A 20,475-nucleotide genomic window follows, 5' to 3' on the forward strand; every position below is an offset into this window, starting at 1 on the left:
GGGATGGATCTCGCGGCTAACGCGAGTATCCAAGGGAGGATTCGTCCCGGCGCGTTATCGACGGCTGCCCTCAATCTAAATTTCAAGACACAAAAAAACCATTAAGGAGACCATCGTGTCTGTCATCAACGGACTAATTGGAAGACTCGCACTGGCGTTCACGAGTGCCGTTCTGGCCACAGCATCTATAGCAGCGGAACCGATCAAGGTAGGAGCGCTGTTCCCGCTTAGCGGGGGCTCCGGTCCGCAAGGTCAGGATGTCATCAAGGCAGTGAACGCAATGGCTTCACTGATCAACGAATCAGGCGGCGTCCTGGGCCGCCCCATCCAGATCCTGGCGCGGGACGATGAGTCCACGCCCGCGGTGGGAATCTCCCGGGCGAGCGAACTTGTTTCCGAAAAGGTGGCGGTCGTCATTGAGGGCTACTCAAGCACGGTCACGCTGGCCACGCAGCCGGTCTTCGCCCGCGCGAATATTCTGGATATCACTGCCAATGCGAAGGCGGACACGATACTTTCCAGTCCGGCGAATCCCCTTGCGATCCGTTTGAATAGTTCGAACGAACAGGACGGGGCTGTAATTGCAGAGTATCTTGCCAATGCGCTAAAGGCCAAACGGATCGCCTTCCTCACACAAAACGACACCTACGGTGCGGGTGCTCAAGCGTCAATCGAAGATGGTCTGAAAAAACGCGGGCATACCTACGAGACCGTTGCGGCGGAGAAGTTTCCCTTCAACCAGGTCGACTTCCGCATCGCCTTGACCACGGTCGCATCGGCCAAACCGGATGCCGTGGTGCTCATCAACGCCAACTCCGGCGCTGGACTCCCTGCCCTCATTCAGCAGGCCAAGCGGGCTCGTCTGACGGCCACCCTTGTGACGCCTGCCGGCATCTACTCCCCCAGCGTCGCCAAGGTCGCCGGCCGAGCTGCAGATGGAGTGGTCGGAGCAGAGATCTACATTCCCGACGTTGAGCCCTTTGTCAGCTACCCGGCCAACACTCAATTTGTAGCCCGTCTTAAGGACGAGGCAGGCGCGACGCCGGACAAGTTCATGGCAGTTGCGGCCCTCTCTCTACAGGTGTGGGCCATGGCCGCCAACGAATTGAAGACACTGGATCGTCAGGCACTCGCCAACCGCATTCGTGGCGGAAGCTTCGAGAACACCATATTCGGAAACGTAAGTTTCGAGCCGAATGGCCAAATGAAGACGACACATTATCTATTTGTCTCCAAGGATGGCCGCTTGGCGGTGAACAATGGAGGTGCCGAATGAAAGGACGACTCCTCAATCAGGCGCGGCATCTGGCAATTCTTGGAGCGGTGACGATGATGGCCACTTGGGCGGGCCTCGCGTCCGCTCAGAGCTACCCCAACAAACCGATACGTTTCATCGTCCCGTTTTCCGCAGGCGGTTCCACTGACATCACTGCCAGGACAATCGGAGACGCAATGTCCAAACATCTCGGCCAGAGTGTCATCATCGAGAACAGGACGGGCGCGGCAGGATCGCTCGGCGCCGCGCTCGCCGCAAAGGCACCCGCCGACGGCTATACGGTCCTGGTCGGCGGCGTGGGTCCGATGATGGTTGTCCCCGCACTGGACCCGACGCTCCCGTACAGCCCCGCGAAGGATTTTGAACCCGTTGGCCACGTAACGGACAATGACTACGGATGGGTCGTCAGCGCATCCAGCCCGTTCAAGACGGCAAACGACCTGCTTAGCGAAGCCCGCTCTCGACCCGGGCAGATCTCGTACATGACCACCGGCGTCGGCGGGCCGCTGCATGTCAGCATGGAATACCTTGCCAAGAAGCAAGGCCTCCAACTCAATCACATTCCTTATCAAGGGGAAAGCCAGGCGGTGGGTGACCTGCTGTCGGACCGATTGGATGTGGCCATCATGTCCGTTACGGCCGCCGCTCCCCTGATGAAAGCCGGCAAAGTCCGAATGCTCACGCTCCTGAGCGCCAAACGCTCTGCTGCGGTCCCCGACGTTCCTACCATCGCCGAAGCGGGCTACCCAGGCAACGAAGTGCCGATCTGGCTAGGTCTGTTCGTTCCGAAAGGTACGCCTGAAGGCGTTATCGAACGGTTATATCAAGGGATGAGCCACGCCTTACAGCTGGAGGATGTGCGCGGCCGGATGAAGGATCTGGGCGCGGAGCCGGTTGGAGGCACGCGTACTGAGTATCAGGCCTTCCTTGATGCCGAGATCGCGCGCTGGACCGAGCGAATTGCCGAGACGGGCATCCGGCGCTAGACCTTTGCACGCTTATCCAGGAATAAGGACAGTTTCATGAAACAACAGCTCACTGCACTGGTTACCGGTGCGAGCAATGGCATAGGCCGAGCCACCGTGCAAAGGTTCGCTGCGGACGGCTACAAAATCGTCACGGTTGACCGCAGCCCCCCCGCCGAACTTGTTGGTTCCGAAACCTTCATACAGGCCGACCTGCTGGACGCCGGTGACAGAGAACGCGCTCTGGAGCATATCCGGGAGCAGTTCAACGTGGACGTGCTCGTTAACAACGTCGCCATCGTCAAGCTTTCACCTGTCGAAGACGTGACGCTCGGAGATCTTCAAACGAGCGTAGATCTCAACATCGTCGCGGCGCTTCGCTTTGCTCAGACAGTCATTCCTGGGATGAAGCGCAGAGGCTACGGACGCATTGTGAACATCGCCAGCCGGGCCGCGCGCGGGAAGGAACTGCGGACTGCCTACTCGGCCACGAAAGCCGCCGTCATCGGAATGACGCGAACCTGGGCGCTCGAACTGGCCCCTCACGGCATTACCGTCAACTGCATCGGGCCGGGCCCGATTGCCACGGAGATGTTCAGAGCCGCAAATCCACCAGATTCGGAGCAGACCAAGACGATCCTTAGGTCAATACCCGTGCAACGTCTGGGTGAACCCGAAGAGATCGCGCATGCGGTGGCCTTCTTTTCACACAGGCTTGCCGGCTTCACCACAGGCCAAGTCATCTACGTCTGCGGTGGGATGACTGTGGGCCTTGGGTCCATTTGAAATCGCAGGGAGGCTTTCTTGAATATCGCCGCACCCTCGAAAGTCATCTCATCTGTAGAAGGATCCTCCCATAAAATGCGAGGCCGCCCGATGACGCCGCACATTCCGGCCATTGAGGTTGAAGGCTTGGTCGTTAACTACGGTGCCCTCAAAGCCTTGGACGGCGTCAGTTGGCGCGCGTATCCCGGAGAACTTCTGGGAATCATCGGACCTAATGGCGCAGGAAAGAGCACTTGCTTCGATGCTGTTACGTCGATGGTGCAGCGACGCGGATCCGTGCGACTGGACGGACAGGATATTTCCCACCTTTCGCCCGACCGCTTGGGTGGGGTAGGCGTCAAGCGCGCATTCCAACAGAACGCATTCTTTGATGAGCTGTCCGTTCTGGACAACATGCTTGCTGTGCTCGGCAAGGATGCCCAGCCCGGCCTGCTGCGATCCATCTTCGACCCCTTTTCGACTTCCCGCATGAAGCGCGAAGCAACCCCTAGGGCGTCGGAGACGCTCGAGCGATTCTCAATCCCTCTTGAATTGCACGATCTGAAACCGTCGCAATTGCCTTATGGGACCCAGCGGATGCTGTCCATCGCATTGGCGTATGGGTTGGGCGCCAAGGTTCTGCTGCTTGACGAGCCCGCGGCCGGCCTGGGAGGGAAAGATATGCAGGCGCTCAAGCAATTGATGCGATCTCTCCTTAACGAATCTGTGGCTATCGTGATGATCGAGCACCATATGGAGCTGGTTATGGAAACCGCCACCCGCATCGTGGTGCTGGACCTCGGAACGCAGATTGCGCAAGGTTCCCCATCGGAAATACAGAGGGACCACCGGGTAATCGAGGCATACCTGGGGAAAGCGCAATGAGTCCGTTGCTTCATGTCGATTCGTTATGTGTCTCTTACGTTGGAAATGAAGTCCTGAATATCGCGAACTTCTCCATCGACAGTGGAGAAATCGTCGGGATCGTGGGCGCCAACGGGGCGGGTAAGACCACCTTGGTGAATGCCATTGCGGGCTGGTCTCGCAGTTCGCCCCAAGTAAGGGCGCATATCCAGTTCGCAGGCGCCACCGTCAGCGAACTGGCTGCCCACGAACGTGCACGCCGGGGACTTCTTCTGGTGCCTGAAAGCAAGCTTGTTTACTCCTCTCTTTCAGTACAAGACAACCTGGCCAGCCCTTCTTTCGCCTTATCCACCGAAAACAAAGGCAGACGATACACGCGCGCCGAGGTTTATCAGCTGTTCCCGCGCTTGGAGGAACGGCGGTCGCACCTGGGCTCCGAATTGTCGGGCGGTGAAAGGCAAATGCTGGGAATAGGACGGGCCCTGATGCTCGGGCCACAGCTTCTCGTGGTTGACGAGCCGTCCATAGGGCTGTCGCCATTGCTGACGCAACAGGTCCTGGCAACCATGCGGCAGCTCGCTGACGAAGGGATCGCCGTCCTGGTGGCAGAGCAAAACGTACGCGCAGCGGTGCAAGTCGTGGACCGTATGGTTGTGCTGGAACGGGGCGCCATTGCCCTTCAGGGGCCAACCGAGGTGTTGCGCAACGATCCGCGCGTGGCGCAAGCATATCTTGGAGTCGAAGCGGCATGAACATCACCCAGCAAATAATCAACGGCCTAGTTCTGGGCCATGCCTATGCGTTGATCGCGGTCGGATGGACAGTGCTCGTCGGCGTAGCGCGTTCCGTTAATTTTGCTCATGGCCAAATCTATATGCTCGCCGCGTTCGTCGCGTGGGCGTGCACAGCCATCGTCGGCCTCCCCTACCCGCTCGCCATTCTTGTGTCCATTGTGGCGGGAGCGCTTATCGGGATCGCCATGCAACTGATCATGATGAAAGCCACACTCGAAAAGAATGTCGTTTCAATCATGATCATGACGCTCGGCTTCGGCTATGTTCTGCATGGCGCGGCAGCGCTGTTTTTTGGGTCGACAGCCAAGATGTTCGATACGCCCCTGTCTTTCAGGGATGTGGAGATATCCACCGTTATCCTAACCTGGCAGGACCTGGTTATCGTGATGGCGGCCATAGCCGTTTTCATCGGCCTAAAACTGGTCGTTGATCGCACGGCCCTCGGCCGAATCATCCGCATGGTAGCGGAAGACCCCCCACTAAGCATGCTCGCGGGAATCAACGTTCGTGCAGTCTACCTGCTGATCTTCGCGTTCGAAGGCGCCGCCGTCGCGCTGGCCGCGGGTCTGGTGGCTCCACGCACCCCGATCCTGACCTCCATGGGTTTCGAGGAGGTCATCATGACATTCGTGGTCGTTGTCCTGGGCGGAATGGGAAGCATCGTGGGCGGCTATGTCGCCGGATTGAGCCTTGGACTATTCACGGCTCTATTTGGCGCCTTCATATCTCCGGCCTACACCACCACGGCGGCATTCGTTGTTCTGGTCGCGATTCTGGTTCTGCGTCCAGGCGGCTTGGCCACGCACCAAGCGAAATCGGCTCACTGACATGAAACAACGCCTATCCTTTATCGCTGCTCTAGCAGCCATCGCATTCCTGCCGGGCTTTTTCGGCAGCAGCGATTCCCTCAACGGCACGCTCGTGACGATCGCAATCTTCGCCGTAATGGCGTACGGCCTGGACATGGTCGTTTCCGATCTGGGCGAAGTCAGCCTCGCGCACACGGTATTTTTCGCGGCGGGCGCTTATGCGACGGGCTACTTATCCACGAGCTTCGGCGCAGGTCCATTGACAACACTCGCCGCCGGCATCGCAATCTCCATATCGCTGGCCGCACTGGTCGGCTGGGCCACGTTGCACTTGCGGGAGTTCGTGTTCTCGCTAGTCACCTACGCAATGGCAATTGTCGCGCTGACGGTCGCACAGAACTGGACGTTGCTGGGAGGCTCAGACGGCCTGCGGGGGATTCCACCGCTGCAAGTCTCCCTCGGGGAGTGGTCATGGTCTGCCAGCGGGGACCGTGATCTTTGGCCGATCGCGTTCGGACTACTCGCGCTGACACTGTACGTGATCACCAAGTTTCGGGCCTCCTCGCTGGGGAAAGCGGCATTGATGAGCCACCAGAATCCTCGACTTGCGCTGATGAGCGGCATTCGCCCGGAGCGAGTTCGGATGCAGGTGTTCATTCTTTCCGCGCCAATAACGGCAAGCGCGGGATGGCTGTATGCCTACCAGCGCGCGTACGTCAGCGCAGATGTGCTGGACACCTACTTCCTGATCCTCATGTTGACTGCAGTCATCTTGTTCGGTCGGCGCCAATTGTTGGGGCCATTGATCGCCATTGGACTGATCCTGACGCAGGAGCGGGTGTTTTCCTTGGGCGCCTACTACGACAAGATTCTCCTTGGTGCCGTCATTGTCATCACGCTGGCGTTCTTTCCCGGCGGCATCCTCTCTGCCTTCTCGAAACTCTTTGCACGGCGCTCCCCCGCACCCAAAAGGTCTCTGACATGAATACGGAAGCTCAAGAGGAAATCATCGACCCTTCCAGGGAAATTATTGATTGTCATCATCATCTTTGGGACCGTCCAGGCTCACGGTACATGGTCGATGAATTCCTGGGTGACGCACAAGATGGGCACCGCGTCGTGCAATCCGTTTTTATACAGTGTCGCACGGGTTACAAGCACGGCACCCTGGACTCCCCCGCGCTGGAGACCACGGCCATCGCCCACGCAACGCACGCGAACCAGGGGCAAGCGTCTACCGTCCGGGTCGGCGCGGGCATCGTAGGCTACGCAGACATGCGCGGTGGCGCCGGAATCGCACCCCTGTTGGACGCCCATATCGCATCTGGCTGCGGCCGCTTCAAAGGGGTACGACACATTGTCTCCTGGGCAGACGGACCGGAGTTCCAGGTCGAAGGCTATCCGACCTCTCCCGGCATGATGAGTACCCCGGAGTTCGGAGCGGCGTTGCAACAATTGGCCGTTCGAGACCTGTCCTTTGAAGCCATGGTCTATCACACTCAGCTGGGCGAACTTGCGACGATCGCTAGAACGCATGATGACACGCGCTTTGTCCTGAATCACATCGGCCTTCCGCTGGGAATTGGCGCATTCTCGTCCCTGAAAGATCAGGCGTTCGCTGACTGGCGAGCGGGACTTCAAGCCGTCGCCGGGTGCGAAAACGTCTACATCAAGCTGGGAGGGATGGGCATGCACATGCTTGGCCTGCCGCTTGATTCCGAAACGGGGCCCCTCACATCCCAACGGATAGCAGAGGCGTATCGCCCATACGTTGACGAATGCGTCAGCGCCTTTGGTGCGGATCGCTGCATGTTCGAATCGAACTTTCCGGTCGACCGGCGCCGTTGCGACTATCGCACGCTCTGGAATGCGTTCAAGCGCATCGCTTCGTCCTACACCGAAGATGAGAAGGACATGCTGTTCTCCCAGACCGCTCGGCATTGCTATGGGTTGGAATGACCCGTTTTCGGATCTTGGCGTTTCCCACTGAGCAGATCGTGGCCGCCGTCTAGTACATAAGAGGTGATATCTTGGATTTTGGAATTAACGGACAAGTGGCATTGGTGACCGGTGCAGCCAATGGCATCGGCAAAGCAATTGCACGGGGTTTGGCCCAGGAGGGTTGCAGAGTCGCCGTACTGGACCGCGACGGCGCGTCAGCGGACGTGGCCGCGCTGGAAATTACGGATGGCGGCGGCCAGGCACTCGCCATCGCTGTGGACGTGACAAAGCCGGACAGCGTAGCGAAGTCTGCGGAGATTGCAGCCAGGGAACTCGGCGGCCTCCACATCGTGGTCAATTGCGCGGGATTCTCCAAGGACTCTCCCGTGTCCAGCATGACGGATGATCAATGGCAGAGCGTGCTGGACGTCACACTTAATGGCGCGTTCAACATGATACGTGCCGTCGCACCCATGCTCAGGGAACAGCGGTACGGCCGCATTATCAATATCACTTCACGAGCGCATTTCGGTGATGTCAACAAAGCCAATTACTCCTCCGCAAAGGCCGGACTTATCGGACTGACCAAAGCGCTTTCCCTCGAACTGGCTCCCGAAGGCATAACCGTCAATGCGGTCGCGCCGGGGATCATCGAGACCGAGCGCCTGCGCGCACTGCCCTATTTCAAGGGGATCGAAGAACGATCCAAAGCTGGCATGCCAATCAAGAGGTTCGGGACCGTCGAAGAGGTTGCGGCTTTGGTCGCGTTTCTGGCCTCGGCCCAAGCGGGCTTTATTTCTGGCGAGGTAGTTCATATCAGCGGCGGCCGTTACGGATAAGCCGCGGCTTAGGAATCGGACAATGACTCAACAACACTCGCTGGCCCGTGAGCTCTCCAACTGGGCTATGACACTGCGTTTCGATCAGGCACCCGCGGACACACGGCAGGCGATCGCTAATTGCCTGCTGTATAACCTGACCATGGGCCTTGCGGTGGACGACAGTAATGACCAGCTCGGGATGGTATTGCGCTCCATTGCCCACGCGGACGGTCCCGCGCGTTTATTCAGGGGTCGCGGGACCCGCAGTGCAGCAGATGCCGCCTTCATCAATGCCGGGCTTATCACGGCGCGCGGCCAGAACGACACCCATCCCCAAGTCGTCACGCACATCGGTTGCATCGTCATACCGGCAGTGCTTGCAGTAGCCGACATAGTCAAGGCTCCCCCGCGCCGCATACTAGACGCGGTCCTAGTGGGCTATGAGTCCATCCCCCGAATCGCGCAGGCGTTGTCGGCCGAGACCACTCGTCGAGGATTTCGCGCCTCGTCGCTGTATGGATCGCTGGGCGCCGCGCTGGCCTGTTCCTCGCTCCTCGGATTAACCGCCCGACAAGCACAGGCCTCCGTGTCCATTGCCACCAACATGGCGTCCGGCCTCTTGCAGACATGGATCGATGGTTCTGAGGAGTGGCGGCTGCAGATTGCCAAAACAAGCCGGGACGGCGTGCATGCCGCGTTGCTCGCGATGGAAGGCTTGAGCGGCGCCGAGTTCTGTCTTGAGGGGGCAAGCGGATTCGCCAGGGCCTACGCGGGTGTACCCCCTGCTCTCGACCTCTCCGGCTGGCGCACGCCGGAGATGGTGTTCAAACCCTATCCCGGCTGCGCCTTCAATCAGGCTCCGGTACAGGCACTGCGAGACCTTGTAATGGGCGTGACGATCAAGGTCCAGGACGTCCAACGCTTGGACATCTTCATGAATCCAACTGACGCTGGCTACCCAGGGGTAGCGCTCCACGGTCCGTTCGAAACGTCTGCAGGCGCCATCATGAGCGCACCATTCATGTTGGCTGCAACACTCGTCCACGGCAGACCTCGAATCTCGGACTTTCAGGAGCAGGCCCGGCGCGAAGAACTGCATCAACTTTCGCGCAAAATATGCGTTCGTCCAACGCCATCAATCGCCCCGTGGACGTGCGAGTTGGAGCTGGAGACCAGCGCCGGATACGTTCACCGCCAACGATTCGCGCCGGCGACTCCATTCCGGCTGGATTGGGGCGAAACGTGGCGCCTGACGTCTGAAGTGGCGCAGGAATGGAACTTACCTGCCGCGAATGAGAAGTTCGGCAGACTCGTGGCTTGCACCGAAAATGTCCCATCCGCCCACCTCGATTTGGAATCGCTCATACACGTGCTATATACCGACCATTAAGGTCGCGCAACGGAAATCAGATGAAGGGTCCCCAAACAGTCATTCGTGCTTTGACATTGCTCCGATACATTGCGGGCATTCACCCCCATGGCATAGCTATTGGCGCGCTGGCCGACATGGCGGAATTGGATAGGGCCACCGCGTATCGGCTCGTGTCGAGCCTGGTGGAGTTCGGCCTGGTCACGAGAGACCCGTCGAAGAACTACCGGCTTGGCATCGAGGCCATGCAGCTTGGACTAGCAGCCATGCGATCGGCTCCCATCATTGACCGGGTCAGGCCGGTTATGCAGCGGTTAGCTCGTCGAACGGACGACACGGTCTTTCTGGTTGTCCGAAATGGCGACTACGGCCATTGCGTTCATTGCGAAGAAGGCTCGTATCCCGTCAAGGCACTGGTCCTCCAGGTTGGCGGGATGCGTGTCCTGGGCATTGGAAGCGCGGGCGTAACGTTGCTGTCAACCCTGCCCGACAACGAGGTTGACGCGCTCTACCAGAGGCATCTGGAGGAATTCAAGCCCCGGGGACCTTCCGTTTCGAAATTAAAAAAGTTGCTGGAAGATACCAGGCGGCGTGGATATGCGGATACCAATGATTTGGTTACGGATGGCGTCAGCGGCGTGGGAATGCGCTTCGAGATTGCGACGGGCAGCCAAGCTGCCATCAGCGTTGCTGCGATTAAGGGGCGGATGACTTCCGAAAGGAAAATCTGGATAGCCCAGTTGATCGCAGAGGAGCTACGAGCGAGCGACTTTACCCCTACCCTACCCGCCGATCCAACTTGAATGTTGCCGGTTTTCAAGGGAGCGCCGTCAACCTCGGTGCCACGCGAGATTTGATCTCAGCCGGACACTGGAGGGCGGCCTGCACGTCTGGCTGCTGGAACGCGATGCAGATAACGCCAGTCGGGGTTGAAGGAGCGTCGTGCAAGTGTACGACAGGCTCGTTTCCAAGGCGCGCCTGACGAAGCCGCAAAGCTGGAAATTTTTCAGCGCTTTCCTGATTACTGATTACGCGGCGTTAACCAATGTCGATCTGGTCATCGAAGCGGTTTTCGAAGACATCGCAGAAAAGACGGCACCTGCGGATCTACTGGTCAGACTCGTCGCCCAAGGAAGGGACTTTAGCAACCTGAACTGCACAGCCCCTTATAGCGACGCTTAGGAATTCGGTGGTCCGGGCGCGCCTTTCCAGATCTCGTCCGTACGAAGCGTGTGGTGCATGAAGTCGCTAGTGGCCAGCCGGTGCGTGCGCCGATGCCCTAGACCGTAGCGATCGGCTCCAGGACTTGACCCGGGCTGATGTGCACACGTGCCAACTTCAGCATTTTCTCGCCAAGCTCGACATTGGCAAAGCGTGACATCACGCACTGAACACGCGAGTCGATTTTTGTGTCGATCTCGCGGAACGCAACGCCCTTGATGCCGGTATGCAGCAAACATTCCGGCACGATCGCAACACCCATGCCTATCGATACGCAGGAAACCGCAGTTAGCCATTGACTGACATGATGCTCTATGCGCGGAGAGAATCCGGCCTCTATGCACAGGGAGAGGATCGTATCGAAGTAGTATGGCGACGATTTCCGGTTAAAGATGATGAAATTCTCCTCCTGGAATTGGGCCAGTCGGACCGGACCGGCAGCCGCCCTGCCCTGATCGGGCATACACAGTAAGAATCGCTCCGAAAACAAGGTTGTACAGTGCGAAAGGCGATCATCGTTCGGTACGATGGAATGCGTGAATCCCACATCGATATCACCGCGCTGGATCGCGGCCAACTGATCCATTGAGGACATTTCGTGCAGCGACACACGCACATCCGGGTGAGCCTGACGGAACGCCGATACGAGGTTCCCCAGACCGCGGTAGATCATCGAGGCGTGAAAGCCAACGTTCAGTCGCGACCGGATTCGACTATCGTACGCGCGGATGTCGTCGATTGACTGGGCGGCTTGGCTGACCAAGACCAGGGCCCGGCGATAAAACTCCCTTCCCACTTCGGAGAGCTCGACACTGCGACTATTGCGCAGCACGAGCTGAAGTCCGAGAGCGGCTTCTAGTTGCTGAATCGCGACACTGAATGGAGGTTGGGACACATGGCAACGTGCTGCCGCCTTACCAAAGCTCAGTTCTTCAGCCAGCGCCACAAAATATCGAAGATGCCGCAGCTCGATCGCATCCTTGTGCATGATTCCTCATATCTTTGCCAGCTTGAATGACCCAGTCGCGATCGCCACCTTGATCCCCTGAGCATCGTAGACCACGCCGCTCGCGAAGGCCAGCGTTCGGCCCCTTGATTCACAGCGGCATTCGGCCATCAGTTGGCCGATGGCGGGTTTGAGAAATTTGATGGCCAAGTCTATCGTCCAAGCACGCAGGACTAGTGGATCGTGAGCGCGCACGGCAGCGGCAAGCGTGAAGTCCAGCAGCGCCATTACAGCAGGGCCGCTAATGGTGCCATGCGCGTTCAGGTTGGCCGGGGCCTCTGGAAGGATTGCGCACGCGGTATCGTCCACGAGAGAGTGCGGACGCAGCCCAAAATGCTCGATCACCGGCGCGCGAATTCCAAAGAAGGTGCCATCCTCCAAGTTCATCGTGCGGCAAGTCCGTAGTACGAGAGAATTTCGGCCGGCCTTTCGGGGCCGGGTTCAAATACCTCCAAGAGAACCCTGTCGGGGGCCTCCACCATGAAGTATCCTCCGCCGTCTGACGCACGTATCCCGTTCGGGATATGAAGGCCTGCAGCGCTCATACGTCCGTGAAGCTCTTCCAGGCCAACGACCTGAATTCCCAAGTGATGCACTGCATTGCGAGGGCTCGGATCGATAGCCTTTTCGTACATGTGAACCGCGCCAAGTCCTATCTTCAGAAAAACGTTTCGCGTTCCAGCATACAAACCATCCCAGATGACTTCGGCCTCAAACCAACGAGTATAGAAATCAACTGCGTGCGCAATGTCTCCACAGATCAGGTGCGGATGATGCATGTGGTAGCGCTTGTCCGAGCCGTATGGGTAGCGCGCGGTAGAGGGATCAAAGTCCATGTGCGCTCCCTGCGCGAAGTTCAGGCGGAGCAAGGCGATAACTGGCCGGGGTATCGCTCAAGCGAATCGGGGATGCAACTCCCCGATAGCCGCCAGGCAGGGTCACCTCCAGCCCCATGTGCGATGTATGTGGGTGGCCGAGCACCTCCGCGACGGAGCAGATCGGCGCGCAGGGGACGCCGAGTTTGACGAGGTCCTGAGCCAATTCGCGGCCGTCCGCCGGCGATAGCGCCTGTTCGAGAATTTCGCGCAGCGCCTGCCGATTTACGGAGCGAGAAGGGTTTGCGGAAAATCGTGGATCAAGCGCCACTGTTCCGATACCGAGTCGCTCGCAAAGCGCCACGAACTGGGTATCGTTTCCGACTGCAAGATAAATTGTGCCGTTCGCGGTCTGAAAGCTGTCATACGGATAGATGTTCGGGTGCGCGTTTCCTGTCCTTTCCGGATTCTTGCCGGTCGCATAATAGTTGCTGGCATGCGGATGCAGCAATGACACGGCATTCGCATACAGCGTGGTTTCCACCATCTGACCGCGCCCGGTGCGGTGGCGTGCCTGCAAAGCCAGCAGTACCGCGATGACGGCATTCAGCCCCGTGGTCATGTCAACAACGGGCAGCCCTACGCGTGTCGCATCCGCGCCGCCATTGACGCTCATCAGGCCGCATAGCGCCTGAACGGCAGTGTCATACGCCGGCAGTCCTCCGTAAGGTCCGTCCGAGCCAAAGCCCGAAACGCGACAATGAATAAGGCGTGGATTGACTTCGACGAAGCTATTTAGATTCCACCCCCATTTGCTCAAAGTGGACAGTTTGAAGTTCTCGATCAGCACATCAGCCTGGGCCACCTGCTCCATCAATGTCGCACGCCCTGACTCGGTACCAAGATTCAGCATGCGGCTGCGCTTGTTGCGGTTCGCTCCAGAAAAGTACGCCGACGTCTGTCCGAGATATGGCGGCCCCCAACTCCGCGTATCGTCGCCGTCCGGCCCCTCGATCTTGAGTACGTCGGCCCCATGGTCGCCCAAAACCTGACCGGCATATGGGCCGCCCAGTACCCGTGACACATCGAGCACCCGTACGCCTGCCAACGCTCCTTCGCTTGCTTCCATCGTTCGTATCCTGTCTGCGGCCCCCGGCTAGTCGGAAAGGGCATCGAGCAACAGCATATCGTTTAGCAATGAGGCATCTATTCGAAACGAGTATGGACGGATACTGAAATCCAATCGCCGCGCGATGTGGTGCTCCTAGAATTTGCCTCAAACAACAATTGCGACGAGGAGACAACCCCATGCATCGTGCCTTCAAGACAACCCTATTTGCAGTCAGCCTTTTGGCCAGCGCCGGTGCGAGCGCTAAGGAAAACTGGCCGCAGCGGCCAATCACGTTCGTGGTCCCTTACCCGCCGGGCGGCCCTGCAGATCTGATTGCCCGCAGCGTGGCAAGGAAAATGAGCGACTTTGCCAAGCAAAGCATCATCGTCGAAAACAAGGCCGGCGCCAGCGGCAACATTGCCGGCGAGTACATAGCGCGCGCGCCGAAGGATGGCTATACGCTACTTTTTGGGTCATCGCCAGTACTGGTGATTAATCCCGGGTTGTACCCGAAGCTCGGCTTTGATCCATTGCGCGATTTCCAGCCAATAGCGGATTTCGGCAGCCTGCCCAACGCGGTTCTGGTCAATGCCGCGCTTCCCGTTTCCTCAGTCCAAGACCTGATCGCGTATGCTCGTCGAGAGCCCGCTACGTTCGCGTCGGCAGGCAGCGGCGGCACCACGCATCTTGCCGGGTTGCTCTTTGCCCAGGCTGCGGGGCTCAAGGACGTGACGCACGTACCGTACAAGGGTTCGGCGCCGGCGCTGCAATCTCTGCTTGCCAACCAGGTGACAATGACCTTCACAGACGTATACACCGCCTATCCATTCCTGACTTCCGGAAAATTGAAGGTGCTGGGAATCACCTCGGCCCAGCGCTCTGCGCTGTTGCCAGACGTTCAGACCTTGCAACAACAGGGAATGCCCGGAATCGACGTCAGTGTTTTCTTTGCATTGTTGGGCCCGGCCGGCATGCCGCCATCTGTTGTCCAGCGCTTGAGCGCGCTTTCCCAGCAAGTACTGCAGGATCCTGAGATCCGAAGTCAGTTCAAAGAGCGTGGATTGGAGCTGCCAGCTGATGAAAGTCCGGACGCACTGCGCTCCCGCATGGAGCGAGAAACGGAGACGTGGGGACAGCTAATCAAATCGACGGGCGCGGCGGTCGACTGATGGAGACCAGTGCCAGCACACACCAACGCCTGGTCAACGCGTTGGTCGCCGCGCGGCGGGACGGGCATCAGATCGAAGACGTGACGCAGCTTGAACGAGTTGAGACCGAAGACGACGCCTACTCCGTAATGCTGCAGGTGGCGAAAACGTTAGGCTGGGCAACTGCCGGTTGGAAGATCGCCGCCACAAATGCCGACTTACAGCGACGGTTGCGAACTACTCAACCAGTCTGCGGTATCACGTATCTGCGCGACGTTCGCGAACACCCTGCCACGCTTTGCCACGATGAGTTGCTGGACCCCATTATCGAATGCGAGATTCTATTCATCCTTGGGAAATCCCTACCTCCGCGGACCGAATCGTATAGTGAAGACGAGGTAGCGATGGCCATAAGTAGTGCGCACATTGGAATTGAGGTAGCTCAGTGCCGCTTTCCTCGAAAGCGTCTGCCCGACCCACTCTACATACAGGCAGACGGCTTCGCCTCGGGCCACTACATACGCGGCGCGTCTATTCCAGATTGGCGAAGATCAATGCTCAACGGCATTGGCGTCGTATTGGAGCGGAATGGCGACTCAATTGCTCGAGGCTCGACGAATGACGTGATGGGTAACCCATTGCACGCAATAACTTGGCTGTCCAGGAGATTGAATCAACTTAAGCAAGGGCTGCGAGCAGGCGATCTTGTGGCTTCGGGCTCATGCAATATCTTAGTCCCAGGACTAGCTGGCGATGCATTCTGTGCTCGCTTTCACGGCGTTGGAGAGGTGAGGGTTAACTTGACTGGCATTCAACATCCCGCCAAGAAAGCCGTTTAGCCCAGTGCTTGAGCACCTCTAGGACTGTGACATTGAGGCGCTGGACCACGCAGCCGCAAGAGTCTGCCTGACGCCCCGGCGTGCGACGCATAACTTAAGTCTAGCTAGCCCGCGTTGGACGACGCAAATTGGTCTGAATGCAAATTACCGTAAAGTATTTACGCCCCAAACAGAGGGGGATACTGCGCCCAGCTCAACTTTTCTCATGCTGCTTCATGGGCGCGTCGGCTGCTTCCGAATACGAGGCTGGATGCTCATAGGTTATGAGCTTGCTCGCTGATGAAATACGTGCGTGAGTTTGAACTCTTCGTGATCACGCGGGCCGGGGCATTGAGTTCGTCTTAGAGCAGCGAACGGACCGCGTAGGCCAAACTCAGGCCGGCTATTCCTGCCTTGGCAATACGGCTACCTGTTTACCTGAGACTATGGCTCACTGTCGCGCAGCCTACATGACTACACTCGCACTGCGCGTGGCAGACTGGAGCAGCCAGATTACCGTCGCCTGGAGAATGAGCCTCGACATACCTCGTTGGCGAGGCCTCGCAGCGTGTTCAAGCCAGAAACAGCCGTTCGATGCACCTAGCGCGCTGAAGCATCGGCCGGCCGAGTTCCTTGTTCTCCGGCACGCGGTTCGGTGACATCACCAGCTATAGCTCAATGTCCCCACCACGGCGCGCCGGTTGCCGTAAAACACGGACTGATCGTAGAAGCCCGGGGTGAAATAGCGCTTATCAAAGAGGTTGGTCGCACTAATCGAAGCGCGCAAGCCCTTAAGATCTTGGCTCAACTGACCCAGGTCATATCGCACCACCGCATCAACCAGGGTGTACCCGCCGATCTTGATCGTATTGGCCGCGTTGTAGGACGATCCAACATACCGGACGCCGCTGCCCAGGCCCAGCCCGGCGAGCGGCCCGGTGCGCACGGTGTAGTCGACAAACAGGCCCGCCATGTGACGCGGCACCGACGCTGGGCGTAGGCCCTTCTTGCTAACGCCGGTGACGAGATTGGCATTGTCCTTGGTGATCTCGGCATCCAGATAGGTGTACGACGCCGCCACGTTTAGGCCAGCGGCCAGCGAGGTCTTCGCCTCCAACTCCAGGCCGCGCGAGCGCACCTCGCCGTCCTGCACCGAGTAGCCGGAGTAAACAGGGTCCGCGGTGGTGACGTTTTGCTGCGTCAACTGGAACAGGGACGCCGTGATCATGCTGTCGGAGCCCGGAGGCTGGTACTTGATGCCGACTTCGTACTGCTTGCCCTTGGTCGGATCGAAATTGCCGCCACCCCGTGCCGGCGCCAGCGTGCCCGAGGCGGGCTGGAACGACGTGGAGTAGCTGACGTACGGTGCGACGCCGTTGTCGAAAAGATAGGTTAGTCCGCTACGGCCAGTGAAGGCCTCAGCATTGACCTTGCTGGACGCATCGGACAGATAGTCGGATTCCTTGTTGGTGGCCCAGTCGTAGCGGCCGCCCAGCGTCAGGATCCAGCGCTCATAGCGCAGTTGGTCCTGCGCATACAACCCGGTCTGATAGACCTGGCTCTTGCCGTCCACCGATTTGAAGCTGTTCCACGTGGTGGTATTGGTGTAGACGGGATTGAAGATGTCCACCGTGCCGTTGGTGCCCCCGGTGCGGGACTCGCGGCCGGAATAGTACCCGTAGTCCAGGCCAGCCAAAACGGTGTGCTGCACGGCACCCGTCGAAACGCGGCCTTCGACATTGGTGTCGACCAGGAAGGTGTCGGTGCTTTTCGGGCGGTCCTGCATGCCGAACGTGTAGTAGCGTCCGTCGGTCAGTTGCGCGCTGTTGCGTGCGCCGCTGGACACGTAATCCACGTTGGCGTGCGTGTAGCGGGCTTTTTGACGCACGGTCCAGTTTTCCGTGGCGGCATGTTCGACTTCATAGCCGACCGAGGTGTTCTCGACCGTGTAGTGCGTCAGGTCGGGTTGCCCCAGAAAGACGTCCGACGGGAAGCGGCCGGCCGGGTTGTCAATGACTGTGCCGGTCAGTGGCAGGCTTTGTTCCGAACCGCCGCGCTTGGATTTCTGGTAGCTCGCGTAGACGGTGACGTTGGTCCGGTCGGTGGGACGCCATGTCAGCGACGGCGCCAGATAGAACCGGTCGTCGGGCGAATGGTCGACTTGGGTGCCACTGTCGCGCGCCACGCCGGTGATGCGGTAAAGCCACTTGCCCTCCTGGTCCATCGGACCTGCGAAGTCGAACGCAGCCTGTCGGCGGTCAAAATTCCCGCCCTGCAATTCGATTTCATGCAGCGGCGTTTCGGTCGGGCGCTTAGTCGTCATGTCGACCAGCCCGCCCGGGGCGATTTGCCCGTACAGCACGGACGACGGCCCCTTGATAACGTCGATCCGTTCCAGCCCGTAGGTCTCGATATCGATGTCGTACTGGTTAAACCCCGCGCGCAGGCCGTCCCGGAACGTCGAAAACAGGTTGAAGGCGCGGAAACCTCGAAGGTAGATGTCGGGCGCGCCTTGCCCGCCGGGGTAGTCGATGGCGCGAATGCCGGGTGTGTACGCCACTGCGGAATTGAAATTCTGCACGCCACGCTGATCCATCTCTTCGCGACTGACGACGCTGATAGCTTGGGGAATCTCGATTAGGGGCGTATTGGTCTTGGTGCCTGCCGACGAACGCAGCGCTACGAAGCCGTCGTCGGCTGGCCGCTCGGAAGAGGCGGTCACGGCGATGCTGGGGAGGGTGACCACGGATCCCGCTGCGGGCAAAGCCTGCAGCGTGTAAGCGCCCTGCGCGCCGCGGACGGCCTGCAATCCACTACCCGCCAGTGCAACCGCGAAGCCCGCATCCACCCCATACGCGCCATGCACGCCGGCAGAGGTCAAGCCGCGCGTTTGCGCGGCATCGAACGAGATGGCCACGCCGGCTGCGCTTGCATACTGGCTGATCACTTGGGCCAGCGGCCCGCCAGGGATGTCGAAGCGGCGGACGGTGGACTCGGAGGCCATGACGGCGCCTTGCGCATGCAGCATCGGCGAGGCAAGCAGGGCCGACGCCATGAACAATAGCGCCAAATGGGAAGGCAAGGCGCGCAGGCGCATGCCGCGGACGGAAATCGAGTGAACAGAGGGGTTGTACGACATGAAGTCTCTCAGGAAGGCGTGAAATAAAGGTTCTGCCTGAGAGGACGAACGAAACGGCCCGAAGACGCAAATTCTTCAAAAATAAATTTGGACGGTTCCTGAGCTCGGCGTCCGCACGCTTCAACGCGCGACAAGCCGGGTCCAATAGCCCAGCACCCGCTCGGTCTTGACCGGAAAGCCCTGCGTCAACGCGGCCAGGCCCTGATCGGTGTTGTCCAGCGGAAAAGAGCCCGACACCAGCAGTTGGGCAACATCGGCGTCGCACCCAAGACCGCCGCGCCGATATCTGCCCAGCTCGGCCGCCAGTTGGCCCAGCGGCATGTCCAACGCGACGAGGTTGCCACTAGTCCATGACGCAGTAGTGATGTCGTTTGGCTTGGCGGGTTCGACGGTGTCTCGGCTGAACCGCGCTTGCTGGCCAGCTTGCAGGACGACGGCCCCCTGCCCCTGTACGGGTTCAATGCGAACCGACTTTTCCAGGACGGCCACGCGCGTCCAGCCACCTTCGGTCTTGACCATGAAACGCGTGCCGAGCGCGGTGGCCGTGCCCTGGCGCGTTCGCACGAGGAAGGGGCGCGGCGTGGCGGCGGGGTCGGGATGCGTGGAGACCAGAATGGCGCCCGATCGCAGGTCCAGGATGCGGGCTTGCTCGTCGAACGAGACGTCGACGGCGGTATCCGTGTCCATCAGCATGGACGAGCCGTCGGCTAGCTGCATGTTGCGCCGTTCGCCGACGGCGCTGCGGTAGTCGGCAGTCCAGCTTTCCAAGGTCAGTGTGCGCCAACCCAGCCAGGAGGCGGCGCCGGCGCCCGCCACGAGGCCGAAACCACGTAGCACAGCGCGGCGCGACGCCTTGTCCGGCGCCAACGCGGGGCGGGCGATGCTGCCTGGCAGGCGGCCCATCTGGCGGCAGACCTGCTCGACCTTGCCCCACGCGGCGCGGTGGGCGGCGTCGCTGGCAAGCCAGTGGTTCCAGGCGTTGCGATCGTTGGCGGTGGCGGCTTCCGAATTCAGGCGCGCGTACCAGGTGGCGGCCTCCTTGACGGCGCGCAGGTCCCGCGCGCTGGGCGTCGTGTCTGTAGGCATCGGCGTGCCGCTCACGGCAAGAGCAAGCAGCAATGCGCCATGGCGCGCGCCAGATAATTATCCACGCTGCGACGCGATACCCCCAGACGGCGGGCAATCTCGCCATAGGGCAGGTCTTCGCACTGCGCCATCAAGAAGGCCTGCTTGACCTTCAATCCAAGCCCCTCGAGCATGGCGTCGATCTCGATCAAGGCGCTACGCAACACGGCCTGCGCTTCGAGCGAAGGCACCTCCTGCGGCGGGAGTGTGGCCAAGACCTCGAGATAGGTTCGCTCCAGCGTTTGGCGCCGGAAAAAATCGATCATCAGGCTTTTGGCGATGGTCGCCAGGTAAGCGCGCGGTTCCCGAATCTCAGCGACGGGGTCGGCGCTGGCTGCGCCGCATCGACCGGTATGCGTCTTCAACACCCTGACGAAGGTGTCCTGCATCAGATCCGCCGCGTCGAACGGATCGCCCACGCGACGGCGCAACCACCCCAACAGCCATCCATGGTTGTCGCTGTAAAGCGTATGCATCGCTGATACGGC

General features: G+C 59.6%; 21 protein-coding genes. 14 read left to right on the forward strand and 7 right to left on the reverse strand.

Annotated elements, in window-relative coordinates:
• Positions 1-115 precede the first annotated feature (115 nt).
• The 12 genes from CEG14_RS20315 (at position 116) to CEG14_RS26100 (ending at position 10,786) form a co-directional block, all read left to right on the forward strand.
• Positions 116-1,276, forward strand: a complete 1,161-nt coding sequence (locus CEG14_RS20315; RefSeq protein ID WP_256985861.1) for an ABC transporter substrate-binding protein — start codon at positions 116-118, stop codon at positions 1,274-1,276.
• Entirely contained in the window at positions 1,273-2,262 is a 990-nt protein-coding gene (locus CEG14_RS20320) for a Bug family tripartite tricarboxylate transporter substrate binding protein (protein WP_094828184.1), read from the forward strand. Before CEG14_RS20315 ends, CEG14_RS20320 begins: the two co-directional genes overlap by 4 nt.
• Positions 2,263-2,298: 36 nt before the next feature.
• Positions 2,299-3,027, forward strand: a complete 729-nt coding sequence (locus CEG14_RS20325) for an SDR family oxidoreductase (protein WP_094828185.1) — start codon at positions 2,299-2,301, stop codon at positions 3,025-3,027.
• Positions 3,028-3,045: 18 nt separating this feature from the next.
• Positions 3,046-3,891: an ABC transporter ATP-binding protein gene (locus tag CEG14_RS20330; RefSeq protein WP_256985862.1), complete on the forward strand. Its 846-nt coding sequence runs from the start codon at positions 3,046-3,048 to the stop codon at positions 3,889-3,891.
• Complete coding sequence (locus CEG14_RS20335; RefSeq protein WP_094828187.1) at positions 3,888-4,622, forward strand: ABC transporter ATP-binding protein; 735 nt, start codon at positions 3,888-3,890, stop codon at positions 4,620-4,622. The genes CEG14_RS20330 and CEG14_RS20335 overlap by 4 nt, the downstream gene beginning before the upstream one ends.
• Complete coding sequence (locus tag CEG14_RS20340) at positions 4,619-5,491, forward strand: branched-chain amino acid ABC transporter permease (protein ID WP_094828188.1); 873 nt, start codon at positions 4,619-4,621, stop codon at positions 5,489-5,491. Before CEG14_RS20335 ends, CEG14_RS20340 begins: the two co-directional genes overlap by 4 nt.
• 1 nt (position 5,492) lies before the next feature.
• Positions 5,493-6,458 (forward strand): branched-chain amino acid ABC transporter permease, encoded by a 966-nt coding sequence (locus CEG14_RS20345; protein ID WP_094828189.1) that lies wholly within the window; start codon positions 5,493-5,495, stop codon positions 6,456-6,458.
• Positions 6,455-7,432, forward strand: a complete 978-nt coding sequence (locus CEG14_RS20350; protein ID WP_094828190.1) for an amidohydrolase family protein — start codon at positions 6,455-6,457, stop codon at positions 7,430-7,432. Before CEG14_RS20345 ends, CEG14_RS20350 begins: the two co-directional genes overlap by 4 nt.
• 95 nt (positions 7,433-7,527) lie before the next feature.
• Positions 7,528-8,253, forward strand: a complete 726-nt coding sequence (locus tag CEG14_RS20355) for an SDR family NAD(P)-dependent oxidoreductase (protein WP_256985863.1) — start codon at positions 7,528-7,530, stop codon at positions 8,251-8,253.
• Between the two features lie 22 nt (positions 8,254-8,275).
• Positions 8,276-9,625, forward strand: a complete 1,350-nt coding sequence (locus tag CEG14_RS20360) for an MmgE/PrpD family protein (RefSeq protein WP_094828192.1) — start codon at positions 8,276-8,278, stop codon at positions 9,623-9,625.
• 20 nt (positions 9,626-9,645) lie between these two features.
• On the forward strand, positions 9,646-10,407 hold the full coding sequence (locus CEG14_RS20365) for an IclR family transcriptional regulator (RefSeq protein WP_094828193.1): 762 nt from the start codon (positions 9,646-9,648) through the stop codon (positions 10,405-10,407).
• Between the two features lie 139 nt (positions 10,408-10,546).
• The gene (locus CEG14_RS26100; RefSeq protein WP_143277250.1) at positions 10,547-10,786 is read left to right on the forward strand and encodes a 3-hydroxyacyl-CoA dehydrogenase NAD-binding domain-containing protein; all 240 of its coding nucleotides are present in this window, start codon (positions 10,547-10,549) and stop codon (positions 10,784-10,786) included.
• A 97-nt stretch (positions 10,787-10,883) separates the two neighbouring features.
• Here the strand turns inward: CEG14_RS26100 and CEG14_RS20370 are convergent, their stop codons facing one another.
• Genes CEG14_RS20370 through CEG14_RS20385 form a run of 4 tightly spaced genes read right to left on the reverse strand, consistent with a single transcriptional unit; the run spans position 10,884 to position 13,775 of the window.
• The gene (locus tag CEG14_RS20370) at positions 10,884-11,813 is read right to left on the reverse strand and encodes a LysR family transcriptional regulator (RefSeq protein ID WP_094828194.1); all 930 of its coding nucleotides are present in this window, start codon (positions 11,811-11,813) and stop codon (positions 10,884-10,886) included.
• A gap of 6 nt (positions 11,814-11,819) precedes the next feature.
• Positions 11,820-12,218, reverse strand: a complete 399-nt coding sequence (locus CEG14_RS20375; protein WP_094828195.1) for a PaaI family thioesterase — start codon at positions 12,216-12,218, stop codon at positions 11,820-11,822.
• Positions 12,215-12,667, reverse strand: a complete 453-nt coding sequence (locus CEG14_RS20380) for a VOC family protein (protein WP_094828196.1) — start codon at positions 12,665-12,667, stop codon at positions 12,215-12,217. The genes CEG14_RS20375 and CEG14_RS20380 overlap by 4 nt, the downstream gene beginning before the upstream one ends.
• Positions 12,657-13,775: a CaiB/BaiF CoA transferase family protein gene (locus CEG14_RS20385; protein WP_094828197.1), complete on the reverse strand. Its 1,119-nt coding sequence runs from the start codon at positions 13,773-13,775 to the stop codon at positions 12,657-12,659. The genes CEG14_RS20380 and CEG14_RS20385 overlap by 11 nt, the downstream gene beginning before the upstream one ends.
• A gap of 179 nt (positions 13,776-13,954) precedes the next feature.
• Between CEG14_RS20385 and CEG14_RS20390 the strand changes: the two genes are divergently transcribed.
• Complete coding sequence (locus CEG14_RS20390; RefSeq protein ID WP_094828198.1) at positions 13,955-14,926, forward strand: Bug family tripartite tricarboxylate transporter substrate binding protein; 972 nt, start codon at positions 13,955-13,957, stop codon at positions 14,924-14,926.
• On the forward strand, positions 14,926-15,744 hold the full coding sequence (locus CEG14_RS26105; protein WP_143277251.1) for a 2-keto-4-pentenoate hydratase: 819 nt from the start codon (positions 14,926-14,928) through the stop codon (positions 15,742-15,744). Before CEG14_RS20390 ends, CEG14_RS26105 begins: the two co-directional genes overlap by 1 nt.
• A gap of 640 nt (positions 15,745-16,384) precedes the next feature.
• On the opposite strand, the gene CEG14_RS20395 is transcribed toward CEG14_RS26105, so the two are convergent.
• The 3 genes from CEG14_RS20395 to CEG14_RS20405 form a co-directional block, all read right to left on the reverse strand.
• Positions 16,385-18,862 (reverse strand): TonB-dependent siderophore receptor, encoded by a 2,478-nt coding sequence (locus CEG14_RS20395; RefSeq protein WP_256985864.1) that lies wholly within the window; start codon positions 18,860-18,862, stop codon positions 16,385-16,387.
• 120 nt (positions 18,863-18,982) lie between these two features.
• Positions 18,983-19,948 carry a FecR domain-containing protein gene (locus CEG14_RS20400; RefSeq protein ID WP_094828200.1) on the reverse strand — a complete coding sequence of 322 codons (966 nt, stop codon included), beginning with the start codon at positions 19,946-19,948 and terminating at the stop codon, positions 18,983-18,985.
• Positions 19,949-19,959: 11 nt separating this feature from the next.
• Positions 19,960-20,463, reverse strand: coding sequence for a sigma-70 family RNA polymerase sigma factor (locus CEG14_RS20405; RefSeq protein WP_094828201.1), 504 nt, complete (start codon positions 20,461-20,463; stop codon positions 19,960-19,962).
• Positions 20,464-20,475: the final 12 nt, after the last annotated feature.

Source organism: Bordetella genomosp. 1 (genome assembly GCF_002261335.1).
Lineage (GTDB): Bacteria > Pseudomonadota > Gammaproteobacteria > Burkholderiales > Burkholderiaceae_B > Bordetella.